Here is a 25,865-nt window from a genome sequence, read left to right as displayed (position 1 = left end):
CGTAACGGCGTTGCCGTTGCGAACAACCGAATTTGGGGCTGCGCGTTGCGCAGCCCTTTTGTTATTTTTAACAGGGTAAGGAATCAGATTTATGCTACCCGTAGTTGCTCTAGTTGGGCGACCTAATGTGGGCAAGTCCACACTATTTAATCGTTTAACGAACACCCGCGACGCGTTGGTGGCAGATTATCCTGGTCTCACGCGTGATCGAAAGTATGGTCAGGCAACCTTTGAAGGTCGTCAATTTATTGTGGTAGATACCGGTGGTATTACCGGCGATGAAGCTGGAATTGATGCCGAAATGGCTCATCAATCTTTACTGGCTATCGAAGAAGCGGACGTTGTGTTGTTTCTTGTTGATGCAAGAGCAGGCCTGTTACCTGCTGATCAGGGCTTGGCTGACCATTTGCGCCGCAGCAACAAGCAAGTTTTCCTCGTTGCCAATAAGGTCGATGGTATCGATGGTAACAGTGAAAGTGCCGAGTTTTATTCTCTGGGCATAGGTAATGTGCATCAGATTGCAGCGGCTCATGGCCGAGGCATAAGCCAACTAATGGCTACGGCTTTAGTTCCGCTCGAAGAGCAGTTTCCTGAAATGCGTCAGGAAGAAGAGGAAGTCAAACATGAGGAAGATGCAGAAGCGCAATTGGAGCGTCTGCAATCACTCCCCATTAAACTTGCCATTGTCGGTAAACCCAACGTGGGTAAGTCAACGCTGACCAACCGAATTCTCGGTGAAGAGCGCGTGGTGGTTTATGACCAACCTGGCACCACCCGAGACAGTGTGTATATTCCTCTTGAGCGCGACGACAGAGAATATATTCTCATCGACACTGCAGGTGTACGAAAACGCCGGAAAGTGTCAGAAGCGGTCGAGAAATTCTCTATCGTAAAAACCTTACAAGCAATTGAAGAATCCAATGTGGTATTGATGGTGATTGACGCGCGAGAAGGCATCACCGATCAGGATTTGAGTTTGCTAGGCTTTGTGTTGAATTCTGGCCGCTCATTAGTACTTGCAGTGAATAAGTGGGACGGGCTGGATACTTACGTTAAAGATGAAATTAAACGTGAATTGGATCGTCGATTAGGCTTTATCGACTTTGCGCGTTTGCATTTTATCTCGGCGCTACACGGCACTGGCGTAGGGCACTTGTTTGAATCGGTACAAGAAGCGTACAACAGCGCCACAAGACGGGTAAATACGTCTATGCTGACGCAAATTATGGAGATGGCCCAAGAAGACCACCAACCGCCAATGGTAGGTGGCCGTCGAGTGAAGATGAAATATGCCCACGCTGGGGGATATAACCCACCTGTTATTGTTATTCACGGTAACCAAGTGGATGACTTACCCACGTCGTATAAACGTTACTTGATGAACTATTTCCGCAAAGCGCTAGAGGTAATGGGAACGCCGATTAAAATTGAGTTCCGCGAAGGGGCGAATCCATTTGAGGGCAAGAAGAACCAATTAACCCTTGCTCAGCAACGCAAGCGCAAACGGATGATGGCTTTTCACAGTAAGAAAAAGTAATCACTCATGTGAGTGACGTGCGCAATATTATCAACCCCGGCAAAGTCCGGGGTTTTTTGTGTTTGGGCAAGACGAGTTACTTGGGCGAGGACAGGTTGCGGATTTGCGCCATTAGTGGTGACTCTCGTGGCACCTGAATTTGCGGTAAGGCATTTCTTACTAACTCATCGCCCACGCGTTCGGGAAACGTAGTGCTTAATTTAATGAACTTATCTTCTTGTTTAAACAAATAGATAGTAGCAAATAAAGATTCGTTATCAGATTTTTCGGCATGCATTGCCAGCACGGCACCCATCTGCTCATTATGTAATGGAAAGCGAGAGACTGGGGTGTCAACGAACAGTGTCATTCCTCGTGTTTTCGCAATGTGGGCTGCATCTTGTTGTTCTTTCTTTAACTCTTGGAGCAATAGCTGTTCGGCGTTACCGTTCGCTGAATCCAAAATAGGGTATACGCTGATATCGAGAATTGCCTCTTCATATTCCGGGTGCAGGTAGCGCACGATGGCCCCTTTAAACGGGTCGGGATACAGTTGAATGCCTGTTTGTTGGAATTCGCCAATCGAAGCCGGCAGTTGCAGTTCTTTTATGTAGTTACTCGCGCCTAACTGTTTATACAAAAAGTCAGCAGAAAACAAAGATTGTTGATGGGCGTATTCGCCCCACTGGTTCACAATCGCACTGGCTTTATCTGCGTCGGTCAGGTGGGCATCAGTCGAGGCGGCTTGTTGCCATGTGTCGAGTTCCACGCCTCGCCATACTAAGGTGATTTCGGTAAAAACGTGTTGCTGTTCGTAAGCGGCGCTGGCTTGATTGCCAATTAGCAACTCGTAATCAAATTGATTCGCTGATGGACTTAATTCTCTGAATAAGGCGCTGTCTGTTAATGCAGATAAAAACTGTTGTGGCGCAATTACATCGTTAGTACACGGCGTATGGTGCTGATTTGCGGTTTGACAGGCTTGCTGTGACGCTTCGCTTAGGTAAGTTGAGAACACATTTACATCAATATCATTAAACGGTTGCGACTTTTTATGCAACGCAAGAGAGGGCAAAGACGGTGTTGTTGAAACATCATCGTTGTGCCCATTTGTGCTAGCTACTGTGTTTGCACAACCACTTAGCAGTGCCAGAGTGCCGCCTAATAATAACCAGTCGTATTTCAATCTCGTCATGCCTAAAAAGTAAGACAACCGCGACAGTGTGTCGCAATTCGCGGTTGTCGACAAGTCATCACAAGCAAGTTTATTTCTGCTTGATGACTTTGGTGACTTTACTCACAATTTCACCGTCAGTGATACGTGTGATTAGAGTCTGATCTTGTGCGATTTGTTCCACTCGAGTAATGGCTTTTGATTTGTCTTCATCAAAAGTAATACTGTAGCCGCGAGTTAACGTTGCGAGTGGGCTGACAGACTGAAGCAAATGCGCTTCTCGGGCAAGGGCGTGACTCTTGCGCTCGATACTGCGCTCTATTGATGCAATTAATCTTGCCTCTTGTGTGGAGAGTCGTGTTTTCAGTGCCGCGATGGTTCGTTCAGGATGCTGATGTTGTAATGCATTCTGTTGGCGAGTTAGGCGTTGAGATGCTGCGTTCAACCTCGACGTCATCGCGTGGCGTAATGACAGTGACAACCTGTCTATGGTTTGTACTTGGTTGTGCAAGGTTGTGAGTGGGTGATGTCGGTTGAGCTTGTGTTGTGCCACTGTGAGCGCGTGTTGCGCATGAGTGGTGTGGCGCTGCCAACTTTGATGTAAGCGTTGAAAAAGCTGAGAAACCTTATCTTGAAGCTCTCGGGTATCTCGGCTCAGTAGTTCTGCTCCTGCTGAGGGCGTCGGCGCACGCAAATCGGCAACAAAGTCACCAATAGTAAAATCGATTTCATGTCCTACGGCACTCACAATTGGTAACTGTGATGCCGCGATGGTACGAGCAAGCGCTTCGTCGTTAAAGCACCATAAGTCTTCAATAGCACCGCCGCCTCGGGTCATTAATAGCACATCCACTTCTTGGCGCGCATTGGCAGTGTCGATAGCGTGAATAATTTGCCCGGCGGCTTGTTCACCTTGTACTAGGGTGGGGTAGATGACGACTTCGGCAGACGGGTTTCGTCGCTTAAGTACCGTAAGTACATCATGCAAAGCGGCACCATGAGGCGAAGTAATAATACCAATACGTCGAATATGCTCGGGCAAAGGCTGTTTTAAACCAGCATCAAACAAGCCTTCTGCTTGTAGTTTTTGTTTGCGTTGCTCATATTCAAGCTTTAGTAGGCCTTCACCGTCTGCTTGCATGTGCTCAATAATCAGTTGGTAATCGCCTCTGGGCTCATACAAACTCACACTGGCACGTACGAGCACTTTGTCACCTTCTTTTGGGCGTTGCCTTACCACGCGGTTGGCATTGCGAAACATTGCTGCCCGCACTTGTGCGCGGCTGTCTTTTAACGTGAAGTACCAGTGTCCGGATGATGCCGCGACAAAATTGGAAATTTCAGCAGTTATCCAAATTAACCCAATTTCTGTAGTTAAAATGTTACGCGCGAGTTGATTCAGTTTACTCACTGTCAATATTTTTCGCCCATCTTCGGGGGCTTGTGAGACAACAGGTGTCATCATAGGATAAAAAACCTCTCCTTTAGTCAGATTAGAGTTTACCTGAATATCAAAAAACACTACAATTGCGCCGCAATTAACCCATTACTTGATTAGGTGTAATTGCATGCTCAGAATCTCCAAAGAAGCCTTAACCTTCGACGATGTGTTGTTGGTACCAGGGCACTCCACTGTGCTTCCCCATACTGCAAACTTGCAGACGCGCCTGACGCGCGGTGTTACCTTGAATATCCCAATGATTTCAGCCGCTATGGATACGGTATCTGAAGCCCGTCTGGCAATTGCACTTGCGCAGGAAGGTGGTATTGGCTTTATTCACAAGAACATGACCGCTGAAGAACAAGCGAACCATGTACGCGAAGTGAAAAAATACGAAAGTGGTGTTGTTTCAGACCCAGTTACTGTGACCGCATCATCAACCATCGGCGAAGTAATTGCAATGAGCAAAAAGCTCGGTTACTCAGGTTTCCCTGTGACCGACAAAGACAATAACCTTGTCGGTATTGTCACCGGACGTGATTTGCGTTTCGAAAACCGCTTAGACCTTACGGTTGATAAAGTGATGACGCCAAAAGAGCGACTCATTACTGTTAAAGAAGGCGCAAGTTCAGAAAACGTACTTGAGTTAATGCACGAAAACCGCATTGAGAAAATTCTCGTGGTTGACGATGCGTTCAAACTTAGTGGTTTGATCACAGTTAAAGACTTCCAAAAAGCTGAAAGTAAGCCAAATGCGTGTAAAGACTCGTTGGGTCGTCTTCGCGTTGGCGCTGCAGTGAGTGTTGGCGCGGGCACTGATGAGCGTATTAAATTGCTTGTTGAAGCTGGTGTTGACGTGTTGCTTATCGATACATCTCACGGTCATTCTCAAGGCGTAATCGACCGCGTTCGTACCGTTCGCGAAGCTTACCCTGAATTACAAATTATTGCTGGCAACGTAGCAACAGGCGAAGGTGCAAAAGCCCTAGCTGATGCTGGTGTTGACGCGGTTAAAGTGGGTATCGGCCCAGGTTCTATTTGTACTACGCGTATTGTTACTGGTTGTGGTGTACCGCAAATTACGGCTATCTCTGATGCTGTAGAAGCATTAAAAGATACCGACATTCCAGTGATTGCCGACGGCGGTATTCGCTTCTCTGGTGATATCGCTAAGGCGTTGGTTGCAGGCGCAAGCTGTGTAATGGTTGGTAGCATGTTAGCCGGTACCGAAGAAGCACCGGGTGACGTTGAGCTTTATCAAGGCCGTTACTACAAATCATATCGTGGTATGGGGTCTTTAGGAGCGATGAACCAGAGCAATGGCTCTTCTGATCGTTACTTCCAAGATTCAAAGAACGCAGAGAAACTCGTACCAGAAGGTATTGAAGGTCGCGTTGCTTATAAAGGGCCAATTGCCAACATCATTCACCAACAAATGGGTGGCTTGCGTTCGGCAATGGGCTTAACGGGTTGTGCAACCATTCACGAACTCAATACCAAGCCGCAATTTGTACGTGTAACATCGGCAGGTATGGGTGAATCACACGTTCACGACGTAAGCATTACCAAAGAAGCGCCAAACTACCGCTTGGGCTAATTGCCCACATCGACTAAATTTGATACAGCAGGCTGATTTAACAATCAGCCTTCTTTCTTTTATTACAGGCGAGAAAGATGACCAAAAATATTCATGACCAACGTATTTTGATCCTCGATTTTGGTTCTCAGTACACGCAGTTAATCGCACGTCGTGTGCGTGAGATTGGTGTTTATTGTGAGCTTTGGGCGTGGGATGTCACCGAAGAACAAATTCGCGAGTTCAACCCACAAGGCATTATTTTGTCGGGCGGCCCAGAGTCTGTGACAGAAGAAAACTCACCACGCGCTCCTGAATATGTGTTCAATGCTGGCGTACCCGTGTTGGGCATTTGCTATGGCATGCAAACCATGGCTCAGCAGCTAGGTGGCAGTGTTCAAGGTTCTGATAAGCGCGAGTTTGGCTATGCCCAAGTTGAAGTGGTTAAACCTAGCCCGTTACTGGCTAAAATTGAAGACCACTTGTCAGCCGACGGCAACGCGTTACTAGACGTATGGATGAGCCATGGTGATAAAGTGGCTGAAATTCCTGCTGGCTTTGTGACAACTGCACTTACGCCTTCTTGCCCACACGCAGCAATGTACAACGAAGAGAAGCAATTCTACGGCGTACAGTTCCACCCTGAAGTGACCCATACTCGTCAAGGTCAACGTTTGTTGACGCAATTCGTGATGGATATCTGTGGTTGTGAAAAACTCTGGACACCTGACGCGATCATTGAAGATGCCATTGCTCGCATAAAAGAGAAAGTGGGCGACGACGAAGTGATCTTAGGCTTGTCTGGTGGTGTAGATTCATCAGTGGTGGCCATGTTGATTCACCGTGCCATCGGCGAAAAACTCACGTGTGTATTCGTTGATAACGGCTTGTTGCGTTTGAACGAAGGCCAGCAAGTAATGGATATGTTCGGTGATCACTTTGGTTTGAATATTATCAAAGTGGATGCCGAAGAGCGTTTCTTAGCGCGTTTAGAAGGCGAAGCCGATCCAGAGAAGAAGCGTAAGATTATTGGGAATGAATTCGTTGCCGTGTTCGACGAAGAAGCGACCAAACTATCAAATGCTAAATGGCTGGCTCAAGGCACAATCTACCCAGATGTTATCGAGTCTGCGGGTTCTGCAACGGGCAAAGCGCACGTGATTAAGTCTCACCATAACGTAGGCGGCTTACCTGAAGACATGAAAATGGGCTTGGTAGAGCCATTGCGTGAGTTGTTTAAAGACGAAGTGCGCAAGATTGGCTTAGAACTCGGTTTGCCTTACGACATGCTATACCGTCACCCATTCCCTGGACCGGGCTTAGGTGTGCGTGTATTGGGTGAGATCAAAAAAGAATATTGTGATCTTTTACGCCGTGCCGATGCCATCTTTATTGAAGAGTTACATGCAGCAGACTTGTATCACAAAGTGAGCCAAGCGTTTACCGTGTTCTTGCCAGTTCGCTCTGTCGGCGTGATGGGTGATGCACGTAAATACGATTGGGTAGTGTCATTGCGTGCAGTTGAAACTATCGACTTTATGACCGCGCACTGGGCACACTTGCCGTATGACTTCCTAGGTAAAGTATCTAACCGCATTATCAACGAAATCGATGGTATCTCTCGCGTGGTTTACGACATTTCTGGTAAGCCACCAGCGACGATTGAGTGGGAATAATACCACTGCGCTAGCATTGAATTTTACTCCTTTATAAAGCCTTGCATTGCAAGGCTTTATTGTTTTTAGTCACTACACATTTTATTTCGCCATTGGGTAATGAAATGCGTATTTCAACGCTAATGACAAAAGCCTTATCGTTTACGCCTTGAAGTTACACAGCTTCGCCCCAAAATCGATTGTTCTGCATCTGAATATGTGAGACATAAACGTGAAAGCAATCGGCTATCAAACCGCAACACCAGAACTTAACGCATCGTCACTTATTGATATCGAACTACCAACACCCACGCCGACAGGACGGGATTTATTGGTGGAAGTAAAGGCAATTTCGGCCAACCCAGTGGATACTAAAGTTAGACGTGGTATGTCTGCCGAAGACGGAAGTTACAAAATACTCGGCTGGGATGCAGTAGGTGTTGTTAAGGCGGTGGGCAGTGATGTTTCTTTGTTTGCGCCTGGCGACCGCGTTTATTACGCAGGGGATATTACCCGTTCGGGCAGTAATGCCGAATATCAATTGGTTGATGAACGCATTGTTGCACATGCCCCTAGTAGTTTAAATGATGCTGAAGCCGCTGCTATTCCTTTGACGGCTATCACGGCATGGGAGTTGTTGTTCGAGCGTGTTGCTTTGCCGTTATCTAAGCAATCTACGCCTTATCATTTACTCGTGGTGGGTGGTGCCGGTGGTGTTGGCTCCATTTTATTACAATTAGCTGCGTTGTTGACCAACGTAACGATTATCGCAACAGCGTCACGAGAATCTACACAAGCTTGGGCGAAGTCGATGGGAGCGCATCATGTGATCGATCACCACGGCGATATGCCAGCCCAACTGAGTGCCTTGGGTATCCCTCATGTCGACTGCGTAATCAGTCTAACCAACACGGATGATCACTTTGATGCGCTGATTGAGATGCTCAAACCACAGGGAAAGTTGGCGTTAATTGATGACCCCGACGAACTCGACGTGAAAAAAATGAAGCGCAAGAGTTTGTCATTGCATTGGGAACTTATGTTCACGCGCCCCGTGTTTGAAACCGAAGACATGATTGAGCAACACAAGTTATTGTCACAGGTTGCGTCACTTATTGATAAAGGGCTATTGAAAACCACATTAGGCCAGCATTTGGGGACGATAAATGCCGAAAATCTGATGAAAGCCCATGAGATTTTAGAGTCTCAGTCGGCCACGGGAAAATTGGTGCTGGCAGGGTTTTAGGTTCAAATCGTATCTATTTTGTGCACCTTTTGACTTTTACGTGAGCTGTCACAAAGGTGTCACAAAGTGAGTATGTAATGTGCGGTAATCTCGCCTAGATGTTAATGAGGCTATCGCATTGCAATATTCTAGTATTAGCAAGCTGGTGATGATGCCAGTACTCATGAGTTTGTTGGTTTTGGTATTGTTGAATGCCAGTTCAATTTACACGTCGTTTTCAGTGTTAGATGAATTTGAAGCACTCGAAACACAGTACCGCCAACCAGAACGTCAGGTCAATGCAGTTCTCTCTGACTTTAAAACCCAAGTGCAAGAATGGAAAAACGTCCTGTTACGTGGGCATAATACCGCCGATCGCGACAAGTATTGGAAGCGGTTCCAAGCGCGTGAATTAGCCATTACCGATGCGTTCAAAATATTGAACTCGCGCTATGACTTTTCCCCAGATATCAAACAAGATATTACCGATTTCACAAAAGCTCATGCCCACATGGCGACTAAGTACAGAGAAGGGTATGAGGCGTTCGTCAATTCGAATTTTGATCACAAAGTAGCGGATGATTTTGTTCGTGGTATTGATCGTGAGCCAGCCAAGTTACTTGCACAAATTGCGGATAAATTGGCTCAAAATACACGTAATGCCCAAGAAGATTTGACCGCAACGACACAAAGTGAAATGTGGGTAATTTTAGTGGCGACTATTGTGCTCAGTATTATTTGTGTGGTGTACGTGGTTGCTCGACTACAAAGTCAGGTGATTAGCCCAATTAAACGCATTGCTGCTTGTATTAAAGGCTTGTCTCACAATGATTATGATTATGCCTTAACCTACCGTAGTCTTCATGAGCTTGGCACGTTAGCCGAGGCTGCGCGAGAGCTTCAAACCAAACTCAAAAGTACCGTGACTATCCTGCGACAAGCGGAAGTAGAAATGAATACGGCTACATCAACACTGTCTGAGGTGAGTAATGAAATTCAGTCGGGTGCGACCGACCAGCAACGCACTTCTCATTCACTAGATAAGAGCACTGATCAGTTAAAGGGGATTGTGCAGAATCTAGTGGCGATCACCGATCAAGTGGCCGTGGCTACTTCTCAGTCAGAAGAAAACATTGCGTCGTGCCATGTCACGTTTGAAAAAGCCAACCAAGGATTCAGCGAGCTTGCGCGCACTGTGTCTTCTTCTAGTGATATTGTTGATGCGTTGCAGTCGCGTAGTGCCAATATTCTTAAAGTGGTGAACGTCATCAATGAAATTGCTGATCAAACTAATTTGTTGGCGTTAAACGCCGCGATTGAAGCCGCTCGTGCTGGAGAACACGGGCGAGGTTTTGCTGTAGTCGCTGATGAAGTTAGAGCACTGGCGGCAAAAACACAGCAGTCTACACGAGAGATAAACGATATTCTGGGCGCATTTGAACAAGAAGCGAATAGCGCAGTAACCGCGATGCAAAGTGGTAAGAGTTTAGCCGATACCAATGCAATAGAAGCGGGGCATGCTTTGTCTCGTCTCAATGAAGTTGTGACACTTATTCAAGAAACTGCGGGCGTTGTTGGGGTACTGAATGATGCGGCAGATGAACAAGAAGCGGTGTTGTCGAGTGTGGAAAAGATAATTCAAGATGTGATTGCATCGTCGAATCGCTATCAAGCGTTGTCGGAACGCGATGATATTTCTAATTCAATGCAGCGCATGGCAACTAACTTGGGGCAAGTTGTAGACGCGCTCACCCATACTCGTTAAACCCGATACCGCCTTTCTTATTCAAGTATGAGTGGTTATGATAAGCCTCCTGAAAATGGAGGTTTTTTTGTGACACCAGCACTTGTATTCCACCCTATTTATAGCCAGTTGTCTCTTCCTGTACGTCATCGCTTCCCGATAGAAAAATACGTGGGAATCTATGACGCATTGTGTCGGCAAGGAGTGGAGCAGGATAGGTTTTTAACACCAACGCCAGTACCTTCGGCAACGTTAAGCCGATATTATCAAGCCGATTATGTGCAGGCGTTAACATCGGGTGCACTCGACAAAAAAGCAATGCGAAGAATTGGCTTCCCCTGGTCTGAACAATTGATTTTACGCACTAAAACAGCCATCGGCGGTACATTACTGACGGCTGAAAAAGCGTTAGAAACGGGTTTGGCACTTAATTTAACTGGGGGCTATCATCATGCATTTCACGATTTTGGTTCAGGCTTTTGTTTGTTCAATGATTTATATCTCGCCGCTCAGCAAATGTTGTCGACACCGCACATTGAACAAGTGATGATCATCGATCTGGATGTTCATCAGGGCGATGGTACAGCGAAGTTAGCCGAAAATGACGCGAATATCGTCACCCTGTCACTGCATGGCGAGAAAAACTTCCCATATCATAAACAGCATTCTGATTTGGATTTTGCTCTGCCTAAAGCAATGGAAGACGCGGCGTATTTAGAAACACTGGAACACGCATTAACGGTAGCAGAACGATGCTATTCACCCGACGCAATTATTTATGATGCTGGTGTAGATGTGCATAAAAATGATGATTTAGGTTTGCTGAATATTTCAACCCTAGGTGTTTATCAGCGCGATAGCATGGTGCTGGAGTGGTGTCGTCGAAAAGGGCTGCCTGTAGCCTGTGTGATTGGCGGAGGGTACCAGCGCAATATTGACGCGCTGGTAGACGTACACATGCAGCTATTTAGGGCCGCTGGCGTTGTTGCATGAGAGCCTGCTTTATCTTTGATTTAGAAAAATGACAGTTGAACTCCAATGCCGTAACGTTGTTGCGAGCGGTTATAATCAATGAGTGAATCACCATAACCATTAAAATACTGGAATAATAATTCATAGCGTTCACTCAAGCTGTACGTTACGTTGAGCTCTATACTGCCCCTGTTGTCTGATAATTTGAGGTTATTGCGCAGCAATGCCAGTAACTTCCAATCTTTGTATCCGGTGCCGTAACCCAATTCAATTCGACCATAGTAGTCTTGAATATGGGGGTTGTCGTCGCCGTTCACGTCATTGGGATCAGTCTTGGGGTCTTCGGGAAGGCGATACCAGGTTTTGACATAGTAAATATCATTTTCATCACTGAATACCGCAGACGCATAAATGCGATTCCAGCTTCTAGAGCGGGTGCCGCTCTGGCCGTTAGACATATGGTTGAAGCCTAGTTGTACGCCGTTAAATTTGAGGCCTAACGCTGAGTAATCGGTCATCCACTGATAGTAAATTTCTGGCTCGTAGTTTGTTTCGCGGAAAGGTTTAGAAACCTCGCTGTTGTACAGTTGCCAAAATGAATTCAACGTAAAGCCTAAATACAAGCCTTCCAGTGAATTGTCTTTCACATACAGAGGTAACTTAACACTGATTTGGTACTTGGCTTCTAAGTTATCAACATTGTCAGCCGTTAGCCCTTCATTTCCCGCGCTGTTAGGGTTAGAAACATAAGACACGGGAAGAATGTAATTAGGGCGATGTTGAGTAATAGCGAAAATATTGGTCAGGAGGTTGCGGTCTGATTCTATCCTTTTTTCTAAGCGACTTTTTATTTTTTGCGGGGGCGGTGGCATTTCTTCCATATGCTGAGCAAAAGACCCATAGGAGAACGTGAAAAGACAAGCAAGCAACCCAATTCGAAACACAAGTTAACCCTTTAAAAGCGATTGGTTAGGGGCAGAGTTGGATGCGCAGCCCCTCGTGTGAGGCCATCAACTCTACAGGCGATTCGACAATCCTAATATATTCCTGACAATGGTCAACAATCTTGTCTATATCATCGTCGGTACGCGAAGGATCATGGCTGTATAAAGCGAGTTGCTTCGCTTTTGACGCCATGGCGAGCTTCACGGCTTCTTCTGCAATAGAATGCCCCCAGCCTGATTTACTGGGCATGTCAGACAGCATGTATTGGGCGTCGTGAATCAGTAAGTCGGCATTCGCGGCAAAATCAACAAAGCTGAGGAAATCGGTTTCTTTCTTATATGGCGGGTACAGTTCATTGTCGGTGATATAGGCTAATTTGCAGCCGTTTTCTTCAATGGTGTAAGCACTGCCTTTTCCGGGGTGGTTCATGGGCAAACGCGTGATGGTTGCACTGCCAATTTGCCATGACGTCATGGCTTCTGGTTTCACGTCAATGTTAATCGACGAGGTCAGCGCTGAAGACGGAACCGGAAAGAAAGACCCTTGCATTTGTTTGATAATAGCATCGTGCTCGGGCAAATTAGTTTGTCCTGGCACAATATTGATCTCTCTATCTTTTTGGTAGATAGGAGTAAAAAAAGGAAAGCCTTGGATATGGTCCCAATGGTTGTGGGTGAGCAGTAAGTAAATAGGTGTGGTTTTGTTGGCGAGCGTATCGCCTAACTGGCGAATGCCGGTACCTGCGTCAAGTATGATGTCGGTACCGTCACTCAATTCAACGTGTACACATGCCGTGTTACCACCATAGCGGACATAATCCGGTCCTGGTGTGGGGATAGAACCTCTTACCCCATAAAAAGTAACTTGCATGATTTCTCCCAAGGTGGTTTTAAACGATCTTAAAACCCCCTCAGGTAAGAACGTTTATAGTGCCAAAGATTGTACAAATGCTTCTACATCGTCAATGTTAAGCAATTGCTTTTCACCATTGCGACGGTTTTTGTACTCGACTTGGCGATTGTCCAGATTTCTCTCACCAATAACAATGCTGTGAGGTATACCAATTAATTCCATGTCATTAAACATAACACCTGGACGCTCTTTACGATCGTCAAACAACACCTCTACGCCCGCGGCAACCAAGCTTTCATAAAGGGCTTCGGCCACTTCTTTGATGCGCGCAGATTTGTGCATGTTCATGGGTATTAATGCAAGTGTAAATGGTGCAATGGGTTCCGGCCACTTAATCCCGTACTTATCGTGATTTTGTTCAATAGCCGCCGCTACGATGCGCGATACACCAATACCATAACAACCCATGGTCAATGTTTGGTGTTTACCGGTTTCGCTTAGTACACCACAATTCATTGCCGACGAGTACTTGTCACCCAGTTGGAAAATGTGGCCCACTTCGATACCGCGTTTAATTTCAATTTCACCTTGGCCATCAGGAGAGATATCGCCAGCTTCGATATTACGGATATCGACTTCTTCGAACTCTTCCATCCAATTCGCGTTTTGCCAGAAGGTGTTTGCAACGCCCGCACCACAAACAAAATCAGCAAGGGATGCGGCAGCAAAATCGACGTAAACAGGCACAGATACGTTGGTCGCATCTACCACATCTACAGATGAGCCCAACACAGACTGCGCTTTTTCTGCAGAGGCAATCACAAGAGGGCTTTCAATACCGGCGATTTTCTCGGCTTTGATGTCATTGAGTTCGTGGTCTGCACGTAATACTAGCAAGGCCCACTTGTCATCGTTATTTTCTTCTTCAGATGTTTCGGCTTTCACCAAGACTGCTTTGATAGCCTGAGCAGTTGGCAATGCCAACGCAGCCAGCACGTCATTCAAGCTTTCACCTGTTACTTTGGTAATCTCAGCACCGCTTGCGGTTTGCTTTTCAACAGGAGCTTGGGTCGGTGCCATTTCAACGTTGGCTGCATACTCAGAGGTATTTGAAAAGGCAATGGCATCTTCACCTGAGTCAGCCAATACGTGGAATTCGTGAGATGTACTACCGCCAATGGCGCCTGAGTCTGCGATAACCGCACGGAAATCCAAACCCATACGCTCGAATATATTGCAGTAGGCTTGGTACATCTTTTGGTATGTGTTTGACAAGCAATCGTCGGTCAGGTGGAAGCTGTACGCATCTTTCATGGTAAATTCGCGGCCGCGCATAATACCGAAGCGAGGGCGAACTTCGTCACGGAACTTGGTTTGAATTTGGTACAAATTCAATGGCAACTGCTTGTAACTGCTGACTTCATTACGCACAAGTGCAGTGATGACTTCTTCGTGTGTTGGACCCAGCACGAAATCCCGTTGATGGCGATCTTTGATGCGCAATAATTCTGGGCCATATTCTTCCCAACGGCCAGATTCTTCCCATAGGTCAGCGGGTTGTACAACTGGCATCAAGACTTCAATGGCGCCGGCTTTGTTCATTTCTTCACGAACAATGTTGGCAACCTTATTGAGCACGCGAAGTCCGCTCGGTAACCAGGTGTACAAACCTGATGCGAGTTTGCGGATCATGCCCGCACGTAACATCAACTGATGGCTAATTACTTCCGCATCAGCGGGCGTCTCTTTCTGCGTAGACAACAAATATTGGCTAGTGCGCATTGGGAATGGGTATCCTTTGCCTGATAATAAAACCCGCGTATTCTAGCAGTGTTCACGCGGTGGCAAAAGCGCTTATACGCATTTCACTATCGTGTTATTTGCGCCCGTTTATTTGCTGGTTTACCATTTAACTTTGAATAACGCGTTTTCTGATCTCAAGGCGTCGATTTTCCGTTGAAAAATTTTACTTGTGAATGTGGCAATACGCTTTACTTCGCCAATAGCCAATGTTTATCGTGCCAACGGTATGTAGGCTTTTTACCCGACGAAGAAGTGGTTAGTGCTCTTATTCCCGAAGGGGAAAACACGTGGTTAGCGTTGGCGAATAAACGCGTGTACAAGCGTTGTTATAACCACGAGCATCACAATGTTTGCAACTGGATGGTGCCAGTCGAAGACACGCAAGCGTTATGTGAGTCATGCCGGTTAACCGACGCTATTCCCAACCTTTCTAATAAACGCAATTTGCCGTTGTGGTTTCGTATGGAGCAGGCCAAACGACACTTGTTGTATACTCTTAAAAAACTCAATTTGCCGATTATGGGGAAATCGCAAAGTTCTGCTGGTTTGGCATTTCGGTTTTTAGAAGACATCAAAGAAGACGAATTTGGGCAGGAACTCACGGTAAAATCCCGAGTGATTACAGGCCATAGTGAGGGCGTGATCACGCTGAACTTAGAGGAAGCCGAAGATGCTTCTCGTATTGCTATTCGCCAACAGTTGAATGAAAACTACCGCACGTTAGTTGGGCATTTTCGGCATGAATCTGGCCATTACTATTGGGATTTGTTGATCAACAGCAAGCAGTTACTGGAAGACTTCAGGCGACTATTTGGCGATGAACGACAAGACTACACGCAAGCGTTACAGCACTATTATGCAAACGGCCCTCAACCCGATTGGTATACGCACTGTATCAGTGCTTATGCGAGTATGCACCCTTGGGAAGATTGGGCCGAGACATGGGCCCACTATCTGCACATTGTCGATACGTTAGAAACGGCCAACGAATATAACGTTAGTGTAAGAGGCGACAGCTTAACTAACCCCTTAACCGATGACTCGCCGGTTGATAGCGATCACGCTGAACGCAGTTTCCGAGTGCTATTAGCTGATTGGTATAACCTAACCACCACCTTGAATGCATTGAATCGGAGTATGGGAATGGATGATGCTTATCCGTTTGTCATTCCTGAAAATGCCATGGATAAGCTTCATTTTATTCATAACCTCGTACGTAAGAGTACTCAGATTAACTGTCTTTCTCCCACTCAAAACGCGGCAAGCGACTAAACGTACGTTTAAGCCCTTGGGTCCATTGTTTTTGTATGGATTTATACATTGGGCTATTGAGCGTTAAGGTTTGATGGTACGGCTCAGCCAATGTATTGGCCGTGTAGATACACAGCTCTACCGGAGGCCCTACTGATAAATTAGAGCGAATTGTGGAGTCGAGTGAAACCAACGCGCAACGCGCAGCGTCTTCCAGGCTGGTGGTATTAGTGATAATGCGGTCTAAGATTGGTTTACCGTATTTGTTTTCGCCAATTTGCAAATAGGGCGTGTCGTTAGACGCACTGATGTAATTACCCTGAGGGTAGATATTGTAAATTTCAGGCTCTTGGCCCTCAATCTGCCCGCCCAGTATAAAACTCGACTCAGCGCTAATACCGCTTTTTTCCATAGCTTTAGCGTGGAGCTGCTGTTCTTGTTGACTGAGCTTGCCAATATATTGCGCTACTTCATGTAAGTGCTTTCCCGAACGCAATGAAAATTCAGCATCAGGGTCGTTGAGGTCTCGATTTATGGCATTGACAACCGCTTGGGAGGTCGCGAGACTGCCCGACGTGAGTAAAACAAGTGTTCTTTCTCCAGGCCAGGAGAAACGCCGCATTTTGCTGTATGTTGCTACATAGTCAACGCCTGCATTAGTGCGAGAATCAGAAGCTAAGACTAGGCCTTTATTTACTTTTATTGCTAAACAGTACGTCACAAATTTGCTCCGCAGAGTGACTTGATGTCACTTAAAAATCACGCCGTGTGTTCACGATGCACCGCCATTGACAGGGATCGCTGTTAATCGAGGTTAGCATGAATTGATTCACCGCATAAATCTATATTTTTTGTCATAAAACAGCCATATTTCTGATTGCATTTTAGTCATAAACACGATTAGATGATTAAAAAAAGCACACAAAAATTCAGGGAATAGACGAATGGCAATTCGATGGGGTAACTATAATCCAGGGCGTTTTTTTGATGAGCTTGTCAGAGCCACAAACCGACCACGTCCTGCGGCACAACAAATTTGCAGTTATCTGCGTGAATTGAGCGACAAAGATCTCGAAGATTATAAAACGGCCGCGGCCACAGCCATTCATGTAATGGGGATCACGTTTACCGTGTACACCGAAGAAGAAGGTTCTATCGACAGAGCGTGGCCCTTCGATATTATTCCTCGCATTATTGATAAAAAAGAATGGTTGGAAGTTGAAAAAGGGCTAAAACAACGCGTGAAGGCGTTGAATATGTTCATTGACGACATCTACAACGATCAGCATTGTTTGAAAGACAACATTATTCCCGCAAGCCTGCTCGAACAATCTAAAAATTACTTGCCAGAATGCCGAGGTGTTAAACCTAAACACGGTGTGTGGGCCCATATTTGTGGGTCGGATTTAGTCCGTGATCATCACGGTACTGTGTATGTATTGGAAGACAACTTAAGAGTGCCGTCTGGCGTGTCTTATATGTTAGAAAACCGCCATGTGATGAAACGCGTATTTCCTGACATGTTTGAAAAGTACAACATTCTGCCAGTAGACGATTACCCCTCGCAGCTATACGACTTACTGGCACAAATGTCGCCGAGAGAAATTGACCAGCCCGAAATTGTCGTACTGACCCCAGGGATTTATAACTCAGCGTATTTTGAACATGCGTATTTGGCGCAGCAAATGGGGGCTGAGTTGGTCGTGGGGAGTGATTTAGTTGTCGAAGATGACGATAAAGTGTACATGCGTACCGTGGAAGGTTTAGCGCAAGTGGATGTGATTTATCGTCGAATAGACGATGCGTTTCTCGACCCCGAAGCGTTTAGAGAAGATTCGATGTTAGGCGTCGCGGGTTTAATGCGCGCGTGGAAGGCGGGGAATGTCGCACTGGTCAATGCGCCGGGCGCGGGGGTGGCCGACGATAAAGTTGTGTATGCCTATGTACCCGATCTCATTCGTTATTACCTCGACGAGGAGCCATTGTTACCGAATGTGCCAACCTATAAATGTGTGAATAAAGATGAGCGTGATTACGTTATTGAACACATAGATGAAATGGTAGTAAAACCGGCCAACGAATCAGGGGGCTACGGCATGCTGATTGGCCCACATGCGACCAAAGCTGAACGCGAAAAATTCGTGCGTTTGATTCGTCGTGACCCTCGTAACTATGTGGCGCAACCTATGCTTTTGCTCTCCACAGCACCAACACTCATTGATACGAAAGCTGAGCCTCGTCATTTGGATTTACGCCCCTTTATTTTGAGCGGCAAAGATATCAAAGTGACCACTGGTGGTTTAACTCGCGTGGCAATGCGAAAAGGCTCGACCGTAGTGAATTCGTCACAAGGTGGGGGAAGTAAAGATACATGGATAGTTGATATGGAGGCCGAATAAGTATGTTGTCTAGAGTTGCGAATCATATTTATTGGATGGCGCGTTACTTAGAGCGTGCAGAAAATACCGCTCGGCTCATTCAGGTGAATACACATTTGTTGTTAGATTTACCTAAAAGTGTAACCTTGGGCTGGGAGCCCATTATTGACATGTTATCTTTTCGCGATAACTTTTACGCCCAATACAAAGAAGCCGATGAAAAAAGCGTGATCAAATTTATGGTCACCGATACCCAAAATCCTGGGTCGATTATTAACTCATTGGCCCATGCGCGAGAAAACGCCCGAATTATTCGCGATATCATTCCCGCTGAGAGTTGGGAGCAAATAAACAATTTGCATTTGACAGCCAAAGAAGACGGGCAAAGTGTACTGACTCGTCGTCATCGTTTTGCGTGCCTCGATCGCATTATCACCGGTAACCAACTGATAACCGGTTTGCTTGGGGGGACAATGAACCGCGACAAAGCGTATGCGTTCTTGCGCCTTGGTCGTCACCTTGAACGGGCAGATATGACAACGCGTATTATTGATGTGCGCTCAGCTTCACTGCTCCCATATATGACCGAAGAATTGTCTGCATTCGAAAATATTCAGTGGATGAGTGTACTTAAATCGCTAACCGCTTATCAGATGTATCGACAAGAAATGCGTTTAAAGATCGGGCGTTCAGATGTGTTGCAGTTTTTGATGCAGAAAAAAACGTTTCCGCGCTCATTGAGTCATTCTATGGAACAGTTAAAAAAGTGCCTGAATGAGTTGCCGAACAATGCCCCTGTAGTCGCGCAGACAAACGCTGTACTCGATGATATTCAAAGCACCGACACTTACACGTTAACCCAAGATTTGTTACACGAACGGATCGACGAAATTCAAATGGGGTTAATGGCTATTCACAACGCCATTAACGAGGCGTATTTTTAAGTGAGTACCGTGCTGCCTAAAGTGATTTGGCAGCACGATCAGCCAGTGACTTCAATCGAGCTTACCAACACGTCACCGTTAATGACTTGCCAGTGCACATCATATTCGTACACCTGTACGGCATAGATTTTGTCATCATTTTCAACGCTTTGTTTGTAGGCAGGGCGAGGGTCTTGAGCCAAAATTCCCTCGAGCAGTGGCACTAGATCCGATGGCGCTCCGCGCAAACTCTTGAGTTGCTGTGTGGCTTTTGAAGACAAAGAAACCGAGCGTTGGGGAACCGATGTTGTGTTGAGCCACTTTGCCTCTGCGGTCGGTAGGGAGTCGGCGTAGGGAAGGTAGGGTTTTATATCAACAATAGGTGTGCCATCGAGCAAGTCAACGCCTTCTACGTGCAGTTTTAGCGTGCCTCTATTGAATTCCACCCCTTTGTTTTTCACCACAGACATACCCATGCCATTGGGACGAAACGTTGAGCGGGTGGCGAGTACTCCCATTTTTTGATTGCCGCCCAGCCGAGGGGCTTTTACTGTTGGCTTCCATCCGGCATCAAGGTTTTCATGGAATAAAAAACACAGCCATAAGTGAGAATATTCTTCAATTCCTCGCAGAATATTGGCGTCTGTGTAGTCTGGTTCAAACTCAATAACCCCTTTCGCGTTGGTCAGTACTGCTTGGCGAGGAATGGCAAACTTTTGCTTAAACGGTGTTTTGATCGTGGCAATACTTTCGATGACATGACGCATAATGGGCTTCTGTAATATTTGGCAACACTTCAGTGTTTGAATGTAATAATTGTCTCACACTTTCTTGATACGTTATTAGTCGAATTACTTGCTTAGCATGGGACGCTAAGCATTTTACCCTGGATCCCAACCTTTCGGCTCGTCATTCTGGCGGGCCATTTTTCTTTTTACACTATTGAAAATGTGCCTTTTGAATTGCATATATTGGTCGAAGATGAGTGCCGACTCATCTAATGCTGCTGTATGTAGCTAGCAATAGCTGTTAAAACATGTGTTGGTATTAATCAATACGTCTGTCATTTGTTTTTTTGGTCATAGATAGGAATGTGATGATCACAGTTAAGCAACTTACCAAAACTTTTAATGCGTTTACCGCTGTCGACAATCTTTCGTTTTCTATTCGCCCTGGCGATGTGGTGGGGTTTCTTGGTCCTAATGGCGCGGGAAAATCAACCACAATGAAGATGCTGACGGGCTTTCTTACTCCGTCTTCAGGCAGTATACATATTGACGATCTTGATATTCGTCGACATGCCAAACAGGTTCAATCTCTAATGGGATATTTGCCCGAAGGTGCACCTGCGTATGGCGATATGACGGTATTACAATTTCTGGATTTTATTGCAGATGTAAGAGGCTTGAACGGTCAATATAAAAGTGAGCGTTTACAAACTGTTGTTGAACAAGTGGCTTTATACGATGTGCTAGACAAGCCGATAGATACTTTGTCGAAAGGGTTTAAACGCCGCGTTGGTCTGGCGCAAGCAATAATTCATGACCCACAAATTCTCATTCTCGACGAACCCACAGACGGGCTCGACCCAAACCAAAAACATCAAGTTAGGGCGCTGATTCAAAACTTATCACGAGACAAAATTGTTATTGTGTCTACCCATATTCTTGAAGAAGTCACGGCGGTGTGTAGTCGAGTGATGATCATTGCGAATGGGCAATTGAAATTTGATGACACCCCCTCCGCTTTACAGGCGACATCTCGATATTTTAATGCGGTAACGATACAGCTTGACGACAATGTTGATCTGGCCTTGTTGGGTGCCATTACTGGCGTAAAGGCAGTGGAAAAAGACCGTTTAACAGGGCTGATCACCTTGTTTCCTGAACGCGGCCACACTATTTTGCCAGCGGTGACGGAGGCAATAAGAGCGAATCAATGGTCGGTGAATCAGTTGCACGTAGAGGCCGGAAGGCTTGATGACGTATTTCGTCGTATCACCAGTAATGAAGAGGTGGCAGCATGAACTCGGTGCTGACTCTCGCAAAGCGAGAATTCAACAGCTTTTTTGCAACCCCCGTAGCCTATGTGTTTATTGCTATTTTTCTTATTTTAAGCGGTGTTGCTACGTTTTTTATGGGCGGCTTTTTCGAGCGCGGACAAGCCGACTTGTTGGCATTTTTTAATTTTCACCCTTGGTTGTACTTGTTCTTGGTACCCGCTATCGCCATGCGAGCATGGGCCGAGGAAAGAAAATCAGGCACTATCGAATTAATCATGACGTTGCCTGTGTCTATCGGACAAATTGTAGCGGGTAAGTTTCTCGCTGCGTGGGCAGTACTCGGCTTGAGCCTGCTATTAACCTTTCCGTTGTGGATCACGGTGAATTATTTAGGCGAGCCTGACAACGGTATTATTGTCTCTGCTTATATTGGCAGTTGGTTGATGGCAGGCGCTTATCTTGCCATTGGAATGTGCATGTCGGCATTGACTAAAAATCAGGTCATCGCATTTATTCTAGCTATCGTTGCGTGCTTTTTGTTTGTCGTCAGTGGTAGCAGTATCGTGTTGGACGCTTTTCAAGCCTGGGCTAGCAATAGCGTGATCGATACGGTTGCGAGTTTTAGTTTTTTGACCCACTTTGAAGCCATGGCAAAGGGCGTGCTGGCTTTTAATGACATAGGTTATTTTGTCATTACAACGCTGATTTGGCTTTACGCGGGTTTCATTATTATTGAACAGAAAAAGGCTGACTAACGATGAAAAGAAAATATTCTGCCTTGATGAGTTTGGTGGTGCTGGTAGGCATTTTTGTGTCACTGGTTGTGGTGAATAACCAATTGCTGAGCCACCTTCGTTTCGACCTTACGCAAAACAACGTTTATTCTCTCTCTGCGGGGAGTAAAGCGGTTATCCAAGATATTGAAGAGCCAATTACACTGTATTTCTTTTTCTCGGACGACGCGACAAAAGGCATGACGGCGCTGCGCAACTATGCCAATCGCGTCCAGAGTTTATTAGAAGAATATGTCAGTGAATCTGACGGGAAAATCACGCTACAGGTGATTGACCCAGAGCCCTTTTCAGAAGCCGAAGACAGAGCCGCGGAGTTTGGTTTGACGGGGGCGAGTGTGGGAAGTATGGGCGACACTATATACCTTGGGTTAGCCGGTACCAATGCCTTAGATGACCAGTTTGTGATTGGCTTTTTTGACCCACAAAAAGAACAATTTTTAGAATACGAAATTAGCAAGCTAATTTACCAACTGAGCGATCCAGATCCGATTCACTTGGCATTGGTAACCGATATGCAAGTGGCGGGTGGGCAAAACCCGATGACGGGGCAGTTCACTGAACCCATGGCGTTCTACACGCAACTTTCTCAACTCTATCGTGTATCTCTTGTCGATAGCAGTGCATCGCAACTACCGGAAGATACCGACATACTGATGCTGGCTAACCCCAAAAACTTGTCTAAGTCGTTACTTTACGATATCGATCAATTTGCGATGACCCAAGGTAACGTATTGGTGTTGGCAGACCCCGTGTTTGAATCTGACCCAGCAGCGCTTGCTGGTGGTGGCTCTACCACAGATTTCCCCCTCCTTGAAAAATGGGGCATTCACGTAGACCTAGACCACGTTGTACTCGACCCTAATCTTGGGTTGGAGATTCGTTCACCCGAAGGGGCGGTTGTGCGCCACAGTGCTATTTTAGGTTTGACCGATAGCGAAATAGACAGAGATGACATTGTTACCGCTAACTTAGATATTATTAACGGTGCGTCGTTTGGTGAAGTAGCGCAGACAGCCGACAGCCAATTGGCAATGACGCCGCTGATTCAATCCAGTGAGCAGGCCGTACTGATAGACAGCACTGAATATCAAGCAGTACAAGATCCGCAAGACTTGCGTGGGTATTTAGATAATCAAGCCCAGCAATATACGCTCGCAGCACGATTTTCTGGCGCCGCAAGTTCGGCCTTCGACACCGTGCCGGAGGGTGTGGCTAACACACAGCATAAAACGGCTACCGACGCACTTAACGTGATAGTGGTGGCTGATGCTGACTTATTGGCTAACCGGTTCTGGGTGCAAATGTCTAACTTCTTTGGTGAAACAATTTCTACCCCCTTTGCGAATAATGGTGATCTTATTGTGAATGCTACCGACAACCTCGCTGGTAGTAGTGCATTGATCAGTGTACGTAGTCGAGGCAAATTCGCGCGGCCGTTCGACCGAGTAAAAGCATTAGAGGTAAAAGCCGAGGCTAAATTTAGACAACATGAGGAAATGCTACAGCAACAACTCAACGATACTGAACAGCAACTGGCTCAATTACAAGGCCAGCAAGGTCAAGGGGGCGCGTTAGCCCTTACTCCTGAACAGCAAGCCGCGATTGACTCCTTTGTTGAACAGAGGTTGACCATACGCAAGCAACTGCGAGAAGTGCAGTACCAACTTAAACACGACATTGACGCCCTCGGTAATTGGCTGAAGTTTATCAATATCGCCGTTATGCCTTTGTGTTTAGTTTTACTGCTTTGGATGGTAGCGAGAAAACGGCAATTGCGAAGCCATGGTCGGTTTACGCTTCAATACAAAGGCGAGGCATGAAAATGAGCCGAAGACTGATTCGTTTATTTCTAGTGTTGGCTACTTTGAGCTTACTGGGTGTAGTGATTCATAGTTTACAAGACACTGAGCCGTCTTCAGACCAAGAGCGCTTTTTACCGGCTTTGTTTGAGCAAGCGGCAAACTTGGATGCTATTTCGATCCGCTCTGCTCAACAATCCTTGCTAGACGCTAAGCGCGTAGGGGATCGTTGGTATGCGTTTCACTCCTCGGGAGAGCAAGCCTTCCCCCTTGATAAAGGAGAATTGTCTGCGTTAGTGACAGCACTGGCTGCTGCGCAAGTGGTCGAAACGAAAACGGCAAAAGCGGAAAATTACAGTCGTTTAGGTGTCGAGGCGATAACGAGCCCAGACGCCCAATCTATTCAAGTGATAGCACAGACAAAAGATAAAACCTGGCAAACGTTAATTGGCAATCAAGCGTCTAATAGCCAAGGGCAATATGTGCGCAAGCCTGATGAAAAAACGAGTTACCTCATTGATCAGGTTATAAACTTGCCCCTCTCTGAGACAGATTGGTTAGATCCTAATTGGCTGGGCATGAATGAGCAAAAGCTTACAGCTGTGCAAGTGGCAGGGGATGAAAGTTGGCGTCTTGAACAAGATGGCACTTGGTCATTGGCGAATATGTCGGAAAATGAAACCTTAAAATACCCCAGTATTGTGAATCAAACCGTTTCAGACGTGTTACACGTAGAGTTTGAACGGGTAAAACCTGCCAGCGAAGTCGTAGAGACGGGTTTACCGCCGTTTCGTACATGGCATTTCTTTAAAGGCGATGAGCAACAGTTAATATATCGCCTTTATTTTCCACCTGAAAATGTCGAGGCTGGTGTGTATTGGTTAACCTTGTCTGGCGCAGCAGCGCCAGCGTGGTCGAAAAATTGGGTACTTGAATTAAGTGCGTTTCAGGCCAGAGCCTTAATTGGTTTACGACAATCTCTGCTCGCGACGCCTGTGCCGGTGGCCGAAGCAAATACCTCGTCAGACGAACAAAACTAAGCGCTGACTAACTTTTAGGCGCCCGATTTTGATATTGGGCGCCTGTTGCTTGTAGCCCCGCGTAGGCAAACGTATTGAGGTAGTCTTGTAGGGTTTGCTTGTCCATCGCGCGCACAAACTTCATCGGCCCAGGTACTTCTTCACTGACTACGAGCATCATTAAGCAGGGTGCAACGATGCTGATTACGCAAGGTAAAATGGCATCGCTGTCGGCGGGAATACCACTCACTTCTCCAATTATTTTTCTTACCCACGTAAATTTGGGCATCACTTCGTCACTCATTAAAACCGACAAGCTACTTGAAGGCGACAATAATTCCCTAGCAATCAATTTAGCATGCCAGCTCGATGGCGATAATACGGCGTCTGTTAGCAGTGCAATAAACTGTTCGAACTTTGCTTTTGTTGGTATATCTCGGTGGTAGAGTTCGGCCAAAGTGGCTTGGTCGATAAAGTGAGCGTGGGCGGCGATGAGTGTTTGTTGATACAAGCCAGCTCGACTACCAAAGTGATAATTAATGGAGGCGAGGTCTACTTCTGCTAATGCCGCAATTGCTTTGTTCTTGGTCTCTGCCATGCCTTTTTCAGCGTAGAGTTTACCGGCAGCTTCTAAAATGCGTCGATACGTTACAGCCCCATCTTTACGCAACACTGTATCCCGTTGATTCATCTCAATCTTAATTATCGTGTTTGACTTTGGGCACTATATTAAATTAAATTTAGTTTAAATTAAATTTAAACTAGGTCGGTGTATCAAACGATATACCCACCTCGA

Annotated in this window: 21 protein-coding genes; 13 read left to right on the top strand and 8 right to left on the bottom strand. The window is 46.2% G+C overall.

Going from position 1 to position 25,865, the window contains the following annotated elements; all coding sequences use genetic code 11:
* Positions 1–91 precede the first annotated feature (91 nt).
* Complete coding sequence (der, locus tag ACXAH6_RS09120) at positions 92–1,537, top strand: ribosome biogenesis GTPase Der (RefSeq protein WP_474876347.1); 1,446 nt, start codon at positions 92–94, stop codon at positions 1,535–1,537.
* Between the two features lie 76 nt (positions 1,538–1,613).
* On the opposite strand, the gene ACXAH6_RS09115 is transcribed toward der, so the two are convergent.
* Complete coding sequence (locus tag ACXAH6_RS09115; RefSeq protein ID WP_474876346.1) at positions 1,614–2,765, bottom strand: hypothetical protein; 1,152 nt, start codon at positions 2,763–2,765, stop codon at positions 1,614–1,616.
* Positions 2,766–2,781: 16 nt separating this feature from the next.
* Positions 2,782–4,155, bottom strand: a complete 1,374-nt coding sequence (xseA, locus tag ACXAH6_RS09110) for an exodeoxyribonuclease VII large subunit (RefSeq protein ID WP_474876345.1) — start codon at positions 4,153–4,155, stop codon at positions 2,782–2,784.
* Positions 4,156–4,258: 103 nt separating this feature from the next.
* On the opposite strand from xseA, the gene guaB reads away from it, so the two are divergent.
* The 5 genes from guaB (at position 4,259) to ACXAH6_RS09085 (ending at position 11,324) form a co-directional block, all read left to right on the top strand.
* A complete protein-coding gene (gene guaB, locus ACXAH6_RS09105; protein WP_474876344.1) occupies positions 4,259–5,728 on the top strand; it encodes an IMP dehydrogenase in 1,470 nt (489 codons plus the stop codon).
* Between the two features lie 77 nt (positions 5,729–5,805).
* Positions 5,806–7,383, top strand: coding sequence for a glutamine-hydrolyzing GMP synthase (gene guaA / locus ACXAH6_RS09100; RefSeq protein ID WP_474876343.1), 1,578 nt, complete (start codon positions 5,806–5,808; stop codon positions 7,381–7,383).
* Positions 7,384–7,594: 211 nt separating this feature from the next.
* A complete protein-coding gene (locus tag ACXAH6_RS09095) occupies positions 7,595–8,608 on the top strand; it encodes a zinc-binding alcohol dehydrogenase family protein (protein ID WP_474876342.1) in 1,014 nt (337 codons plus the stop codon).
* Between the two features lie 118 nt (positions 8,609–8,726).
* Positions 8,727–10,352 (top strand): methyl-accepting chemotaxis protein, encoded by a 1,626-nt coding sequence (locus ACXAH6_RS09090; protein WP_474876341.1) that lies wholly within the window; start codon positions 8,727–8,729, stop codon positions 10,350–10,352.
* A 69-nt stretch (positions 10,353–10,421) separates the two neighbouring features.
* Positions 10,422–11,324 (top strand): histone deacetylase family protein, encoded by a 903-nt coding sequence (locus ACXAH6_RS09085; RefSeq protein ID WP_474876340.1) that lies wholly within the window; start codon positions 10,422–10,424, stop codon positions 11,322–11,324.
* A gap of 20 nt (positions 11,325–11,344) precedes the next feature.
* Here ACXAH6_RS09085 and ACXAH6_RS09080 read toward each other — a convergent pair whose 3' ends face one another.
* Genes ACXAH6_RS09080 through ACXAH6_RS09070 form a run of 3 tightly spaced genes read right to left on the bottom strand, consistent with a single transcriptional unit; the run spans position 11,345 to position 14,882 of the window.
* Positions 11,345–12,247, bottom strand: coding sequence for a phospholipase A (locus tag ACXAH6_RS09080; RefSeq protein ID WP_474876339.1), 903 nt, complete (start codon positions 12,245–12,247; stop codon positions 11,345–11,347).
* A gap of 25 nt (positions 12,248–12,272) precedes the next feature.
* Positions 12,273–13,118, bottom strand: coding sequence for an MBL fold metallo-hydrolase (locus ACXAH6_RS09075; RefSeq protein WP_474876338.1), 846 nt, complete (start codon positions 13,116–13,118; stop codon positions 12,273–12,275).
* A gap of 54 nt (positions 13,119–13,172) precedes the next feature.
* Entirely contained in the window at positions 13,173–14,882 is a 1,710-nt protein-coding gene (locus ACXAH6_RS09070; protein WP_474876337.1) for a proline--tRNA ligase, read from the bottom strand.
* A 174-nt stretch (positions 14,883–15,056) separates the two neighbouring features.
* Here ACXAH6_RS09070 and ACXAH6_RS09065 point away from each other — a divergent pair, with 174 nt between their 5' ends.
* Positions 15,057–16,175 (top strand): zinc-binding metallopeptidase family protein, encoded by a 1,119-nt coding sequence (locus ACXAH6_RS09065; protein WP_474876336.1) that lies wholly within the window; start codon positions 15,057–15,059, stop codon positions 16,173–16,175.
* On the opposite strand, the gene ACXAH6_RS09060 is transcribed toward ACXAH6_RS09065, so the two are convergent.
* Positions 16,135–16,875: a proteasome-type protease gene (locus ACXAH6_RS09060; protein ID WP_474876335.1), complete on the bottom strand. Its 741-nt coding sequence runs from the start codon at positions 16,873–16,875 to the stop codon at positions 16,135–16,137. The two genes, ACXAH6_RS09065 and ACXAH6_RS09060, sit on opposite strands and share 41 nt — an antisense overlap.
* 223 nt (positions 16,876–17,098) lie before the next feature.
* Between ACXAH6_RS09060 and ACXAH6_RS09055 the strand changes: the two genes are divergently transcribed.
* The gene (locus ACXAH6_RS09055; protein ID WP_474876334.1) at positions 17,099–18,553 is read left to right on the top strand and encodes a circularly permuted type 2 ATP-grasp protein; all 1,455 of its coding nucleotides are present in this window, start codon (positions 17,099–17,101) and stop codon (positions 18,551–18,553) included.
* Between the two features lie 2 nt (positions 18,554–18,555).
* Positions 18,556–19,476: an alpha-E domain-containing protein gene (locus ACXAH6_RS09050; RefSeq protein WP_474876333.1), complete on the top strand. Its 921-nt coding sequence runs from the start codon at positions 18,556–18,558 to the stop codon at positions 19,474–19,476.
* 38 nt (positions 19,477–19,514) lie between these two features.
* Here the strand turns inward: ACXAH6_RS09050 and tsaA are convergent, their stop codons facing one another.
* On the bottom strand, positions 19,515–20,222 hold the full coding sequence (gene tsaA, locus ACXAH6_RS09045) for a tRNA (N6-threonylcarbamoyladenosine(37)-N6)-methyltransferase TrmO (RefSeq protein WP_474876332.1): 708 nt from the start codon (positions 20,220–20,222) through the stop codon (positions 19,515–19,517).
* A gap of 329 nt (positions 20,223–20,551) precedes the next feature.
* On the opposite strand from tsaA, the gene ACXAH6_RS09040 reads away from it, so the two are divergent.
* From ACXAH6_RS09040 to ACXAH6_RS09025, 4 genes are read left to right on the top strand one after another with little or no spacing between them, the layout of a single operon-like run.
* Positions 20,552–21,481 carry an ABC transporter ATP-binding protein gene (locus tag ACXAH6_RS09040; protein ID WP_474876331.1) on the top strand — a complete coding sequence of 310 codons (930 nt, stop codon included), beginning with the start codon at positions 20,552–20,554 and terminating at the stop codon, positions 21,479–21,481.
* Positions 21,478–22,212, top strand: a complete 735-nt coding sequence (locus ACXAH6_RS09035) for an ABC transporter permease subunit (protein WP_474876330.1) — start codon at positions 21,478–21,480, stop codon at positions 22,210–22,212. The genes ACXAH6_RS09040 and ACXAH6_RS09035 overlap by 4 nt, the downstream gene beginning before the upstream one ends.
* A 2-nt stretch (positions 22,213–22,214) precedes the next feature.
* Entirely contained in the window at positions 22,215–24,071 is a 1,857-nt protein-coding gene (locus ACXAH6_RS09030) for a GldG family protein (RefSeq protein ID WP_474876329.1), read from the top strand.
* Between the two features lie 2 nt (positions 24,072–24,073).
* Positions 24,074–25,090 carry a DUF4340 domain-containing protein gene (locus ACXAH6_RS09025; RefSeq protein ID WP_474876328.1) on the top strand — a complete coding sequence of 339 codons (1,017 nt, stop codon included), beginning with the start codon at positions 24,074–24,076 and terminating at the stop codon, positions 25,088–25,090.
* Positions 25,091–25,097: 7 nt separating this feature from the next.
* On the opposite strand, the gene ACXAH6_RS09020 is transcribed toward ACXAH6_RS09025, so the two are convergent.
* Positions 25,098–25,760 carry a TetR/AcrR family transcriptional regulator gene (locus ACXAH6_RS09020; protein ID WP_474876327.1) on the bottom strand — a complete coding sequence of 221 codons (663 nt, stop codon included), beginning with the start codon at positions 25,758–25,760 and terminating at the stop codon, positions 25,098–25,100.
* Positions 25,761–25,865: the final 105 nt, after the last annotated feature.

It is taken from the genome of Alteromonas sp. ABE4_545 (assembly GCF_056161325.1).
This window is presented reverse-complemented; position numbering and strand designations above follow the sequence as displayed.

Excerpts from the sequence above, each read along its gene's own strand:
- ACXAH6_RS09035 (WP_474876330.1), top strand. The coding sequence starts at position 21,478 with ATGAACTCGGTGCTGACTCTCGCAAAGCGAGAATTCAACAGCTTTTTT.
- ACXAH6_RS09040 (WP_474876331.1), top strand. The coding sequence starts at position 20,552 with ATGATCACAGTTAAGCAACTTACCAAAACTTTTAATGCGTTTACCGCT.
- guaA (WP_474876343.1), top strand. The coding sequence starts at position 5,806 with ATGACCAAAAATATTCATGACCAACGTATTTTGATCCTCGATTTTGGT.
- der (WP_474876347.1), top strand. The coding sequence starts at position 92 with ATGCTACCCGTAGTTGCTCTAGTTGGGCGACCTAATGTGGGCAAGTCC.
- guaB (WP_474876344.1), top strand. The coding sequence starts at position 4,259 with ATGCTCAGAATCTCCAAAGAAGCCTTAACCTTCGACGATGTGTTGTTG.
- ACXAH6_RS09075 (WP_474876338.1), bottom strand. The coding sequence starts at position 13,118 with ATGCAAGTTACTTTTTATGGGGTAAGAGGTTCTATCCCCACACCAGGA.
- tsaA (WP_474876332.1), bottom strand. The coding sequence starts at position 20,222 with ATGCGTCATGTCATCGAAAGTATTGCCACGATCAAAACACCGTTTAAG.
- ACXAH6_RS09020 (WP_474876327.1), bottom strand. The coding sequence starts at position 25,760 with ATGAATCAACGGGATACAGTGTTGCGTAAAGATGGGGCTGTAACGTAT.
- ACXAH6_RS09030 (WP_474876329.1), top strand. The coding sequence starts at position 22,215 with ATGAAAAGAAAATATTCTGCCTTGATGAGTTTGGTGGTGCTGGTAGGC.
- ACXAH6_RS09055 (WP_474876334.1), top strand. The coding sequence starts at position 17,099 with ATGGCAATTCGATGGGGTAACTATAATCCAGGGCGTTTTTTTGATGAG.
- ACXAH6_RS09025 (WP_474876328.1), top strand. The coding sequence starts at position 24,074 with ATGAGCCGAAGACTGATTCGTTTATTTCTAGTGTTGGCTACTTTGAGC.
- xseA (WP_474876345.1), bottom strand. The coding sequence starts at position 4,155 with ATGATGACACCTGTTGTCTCACAAGCCCCCGAAGATGGGCGAAAAATA.
- ACXAH6_RS09070 (WP_474876337.1), bottom strand. The coding sequence starts at position 14,882 with ATGCGCACTAGCCAATATTTGTTGTCTACGCAGAAAGAGACGCCCGCT.
- ACXAH6_RS09050 (WP_474876333.1), top strand. The coding sequence starts at position 18,556 with ATGTTGTCTAGAGTTGCGAATCATATTTATTGGATGGCGCGTTACTTA.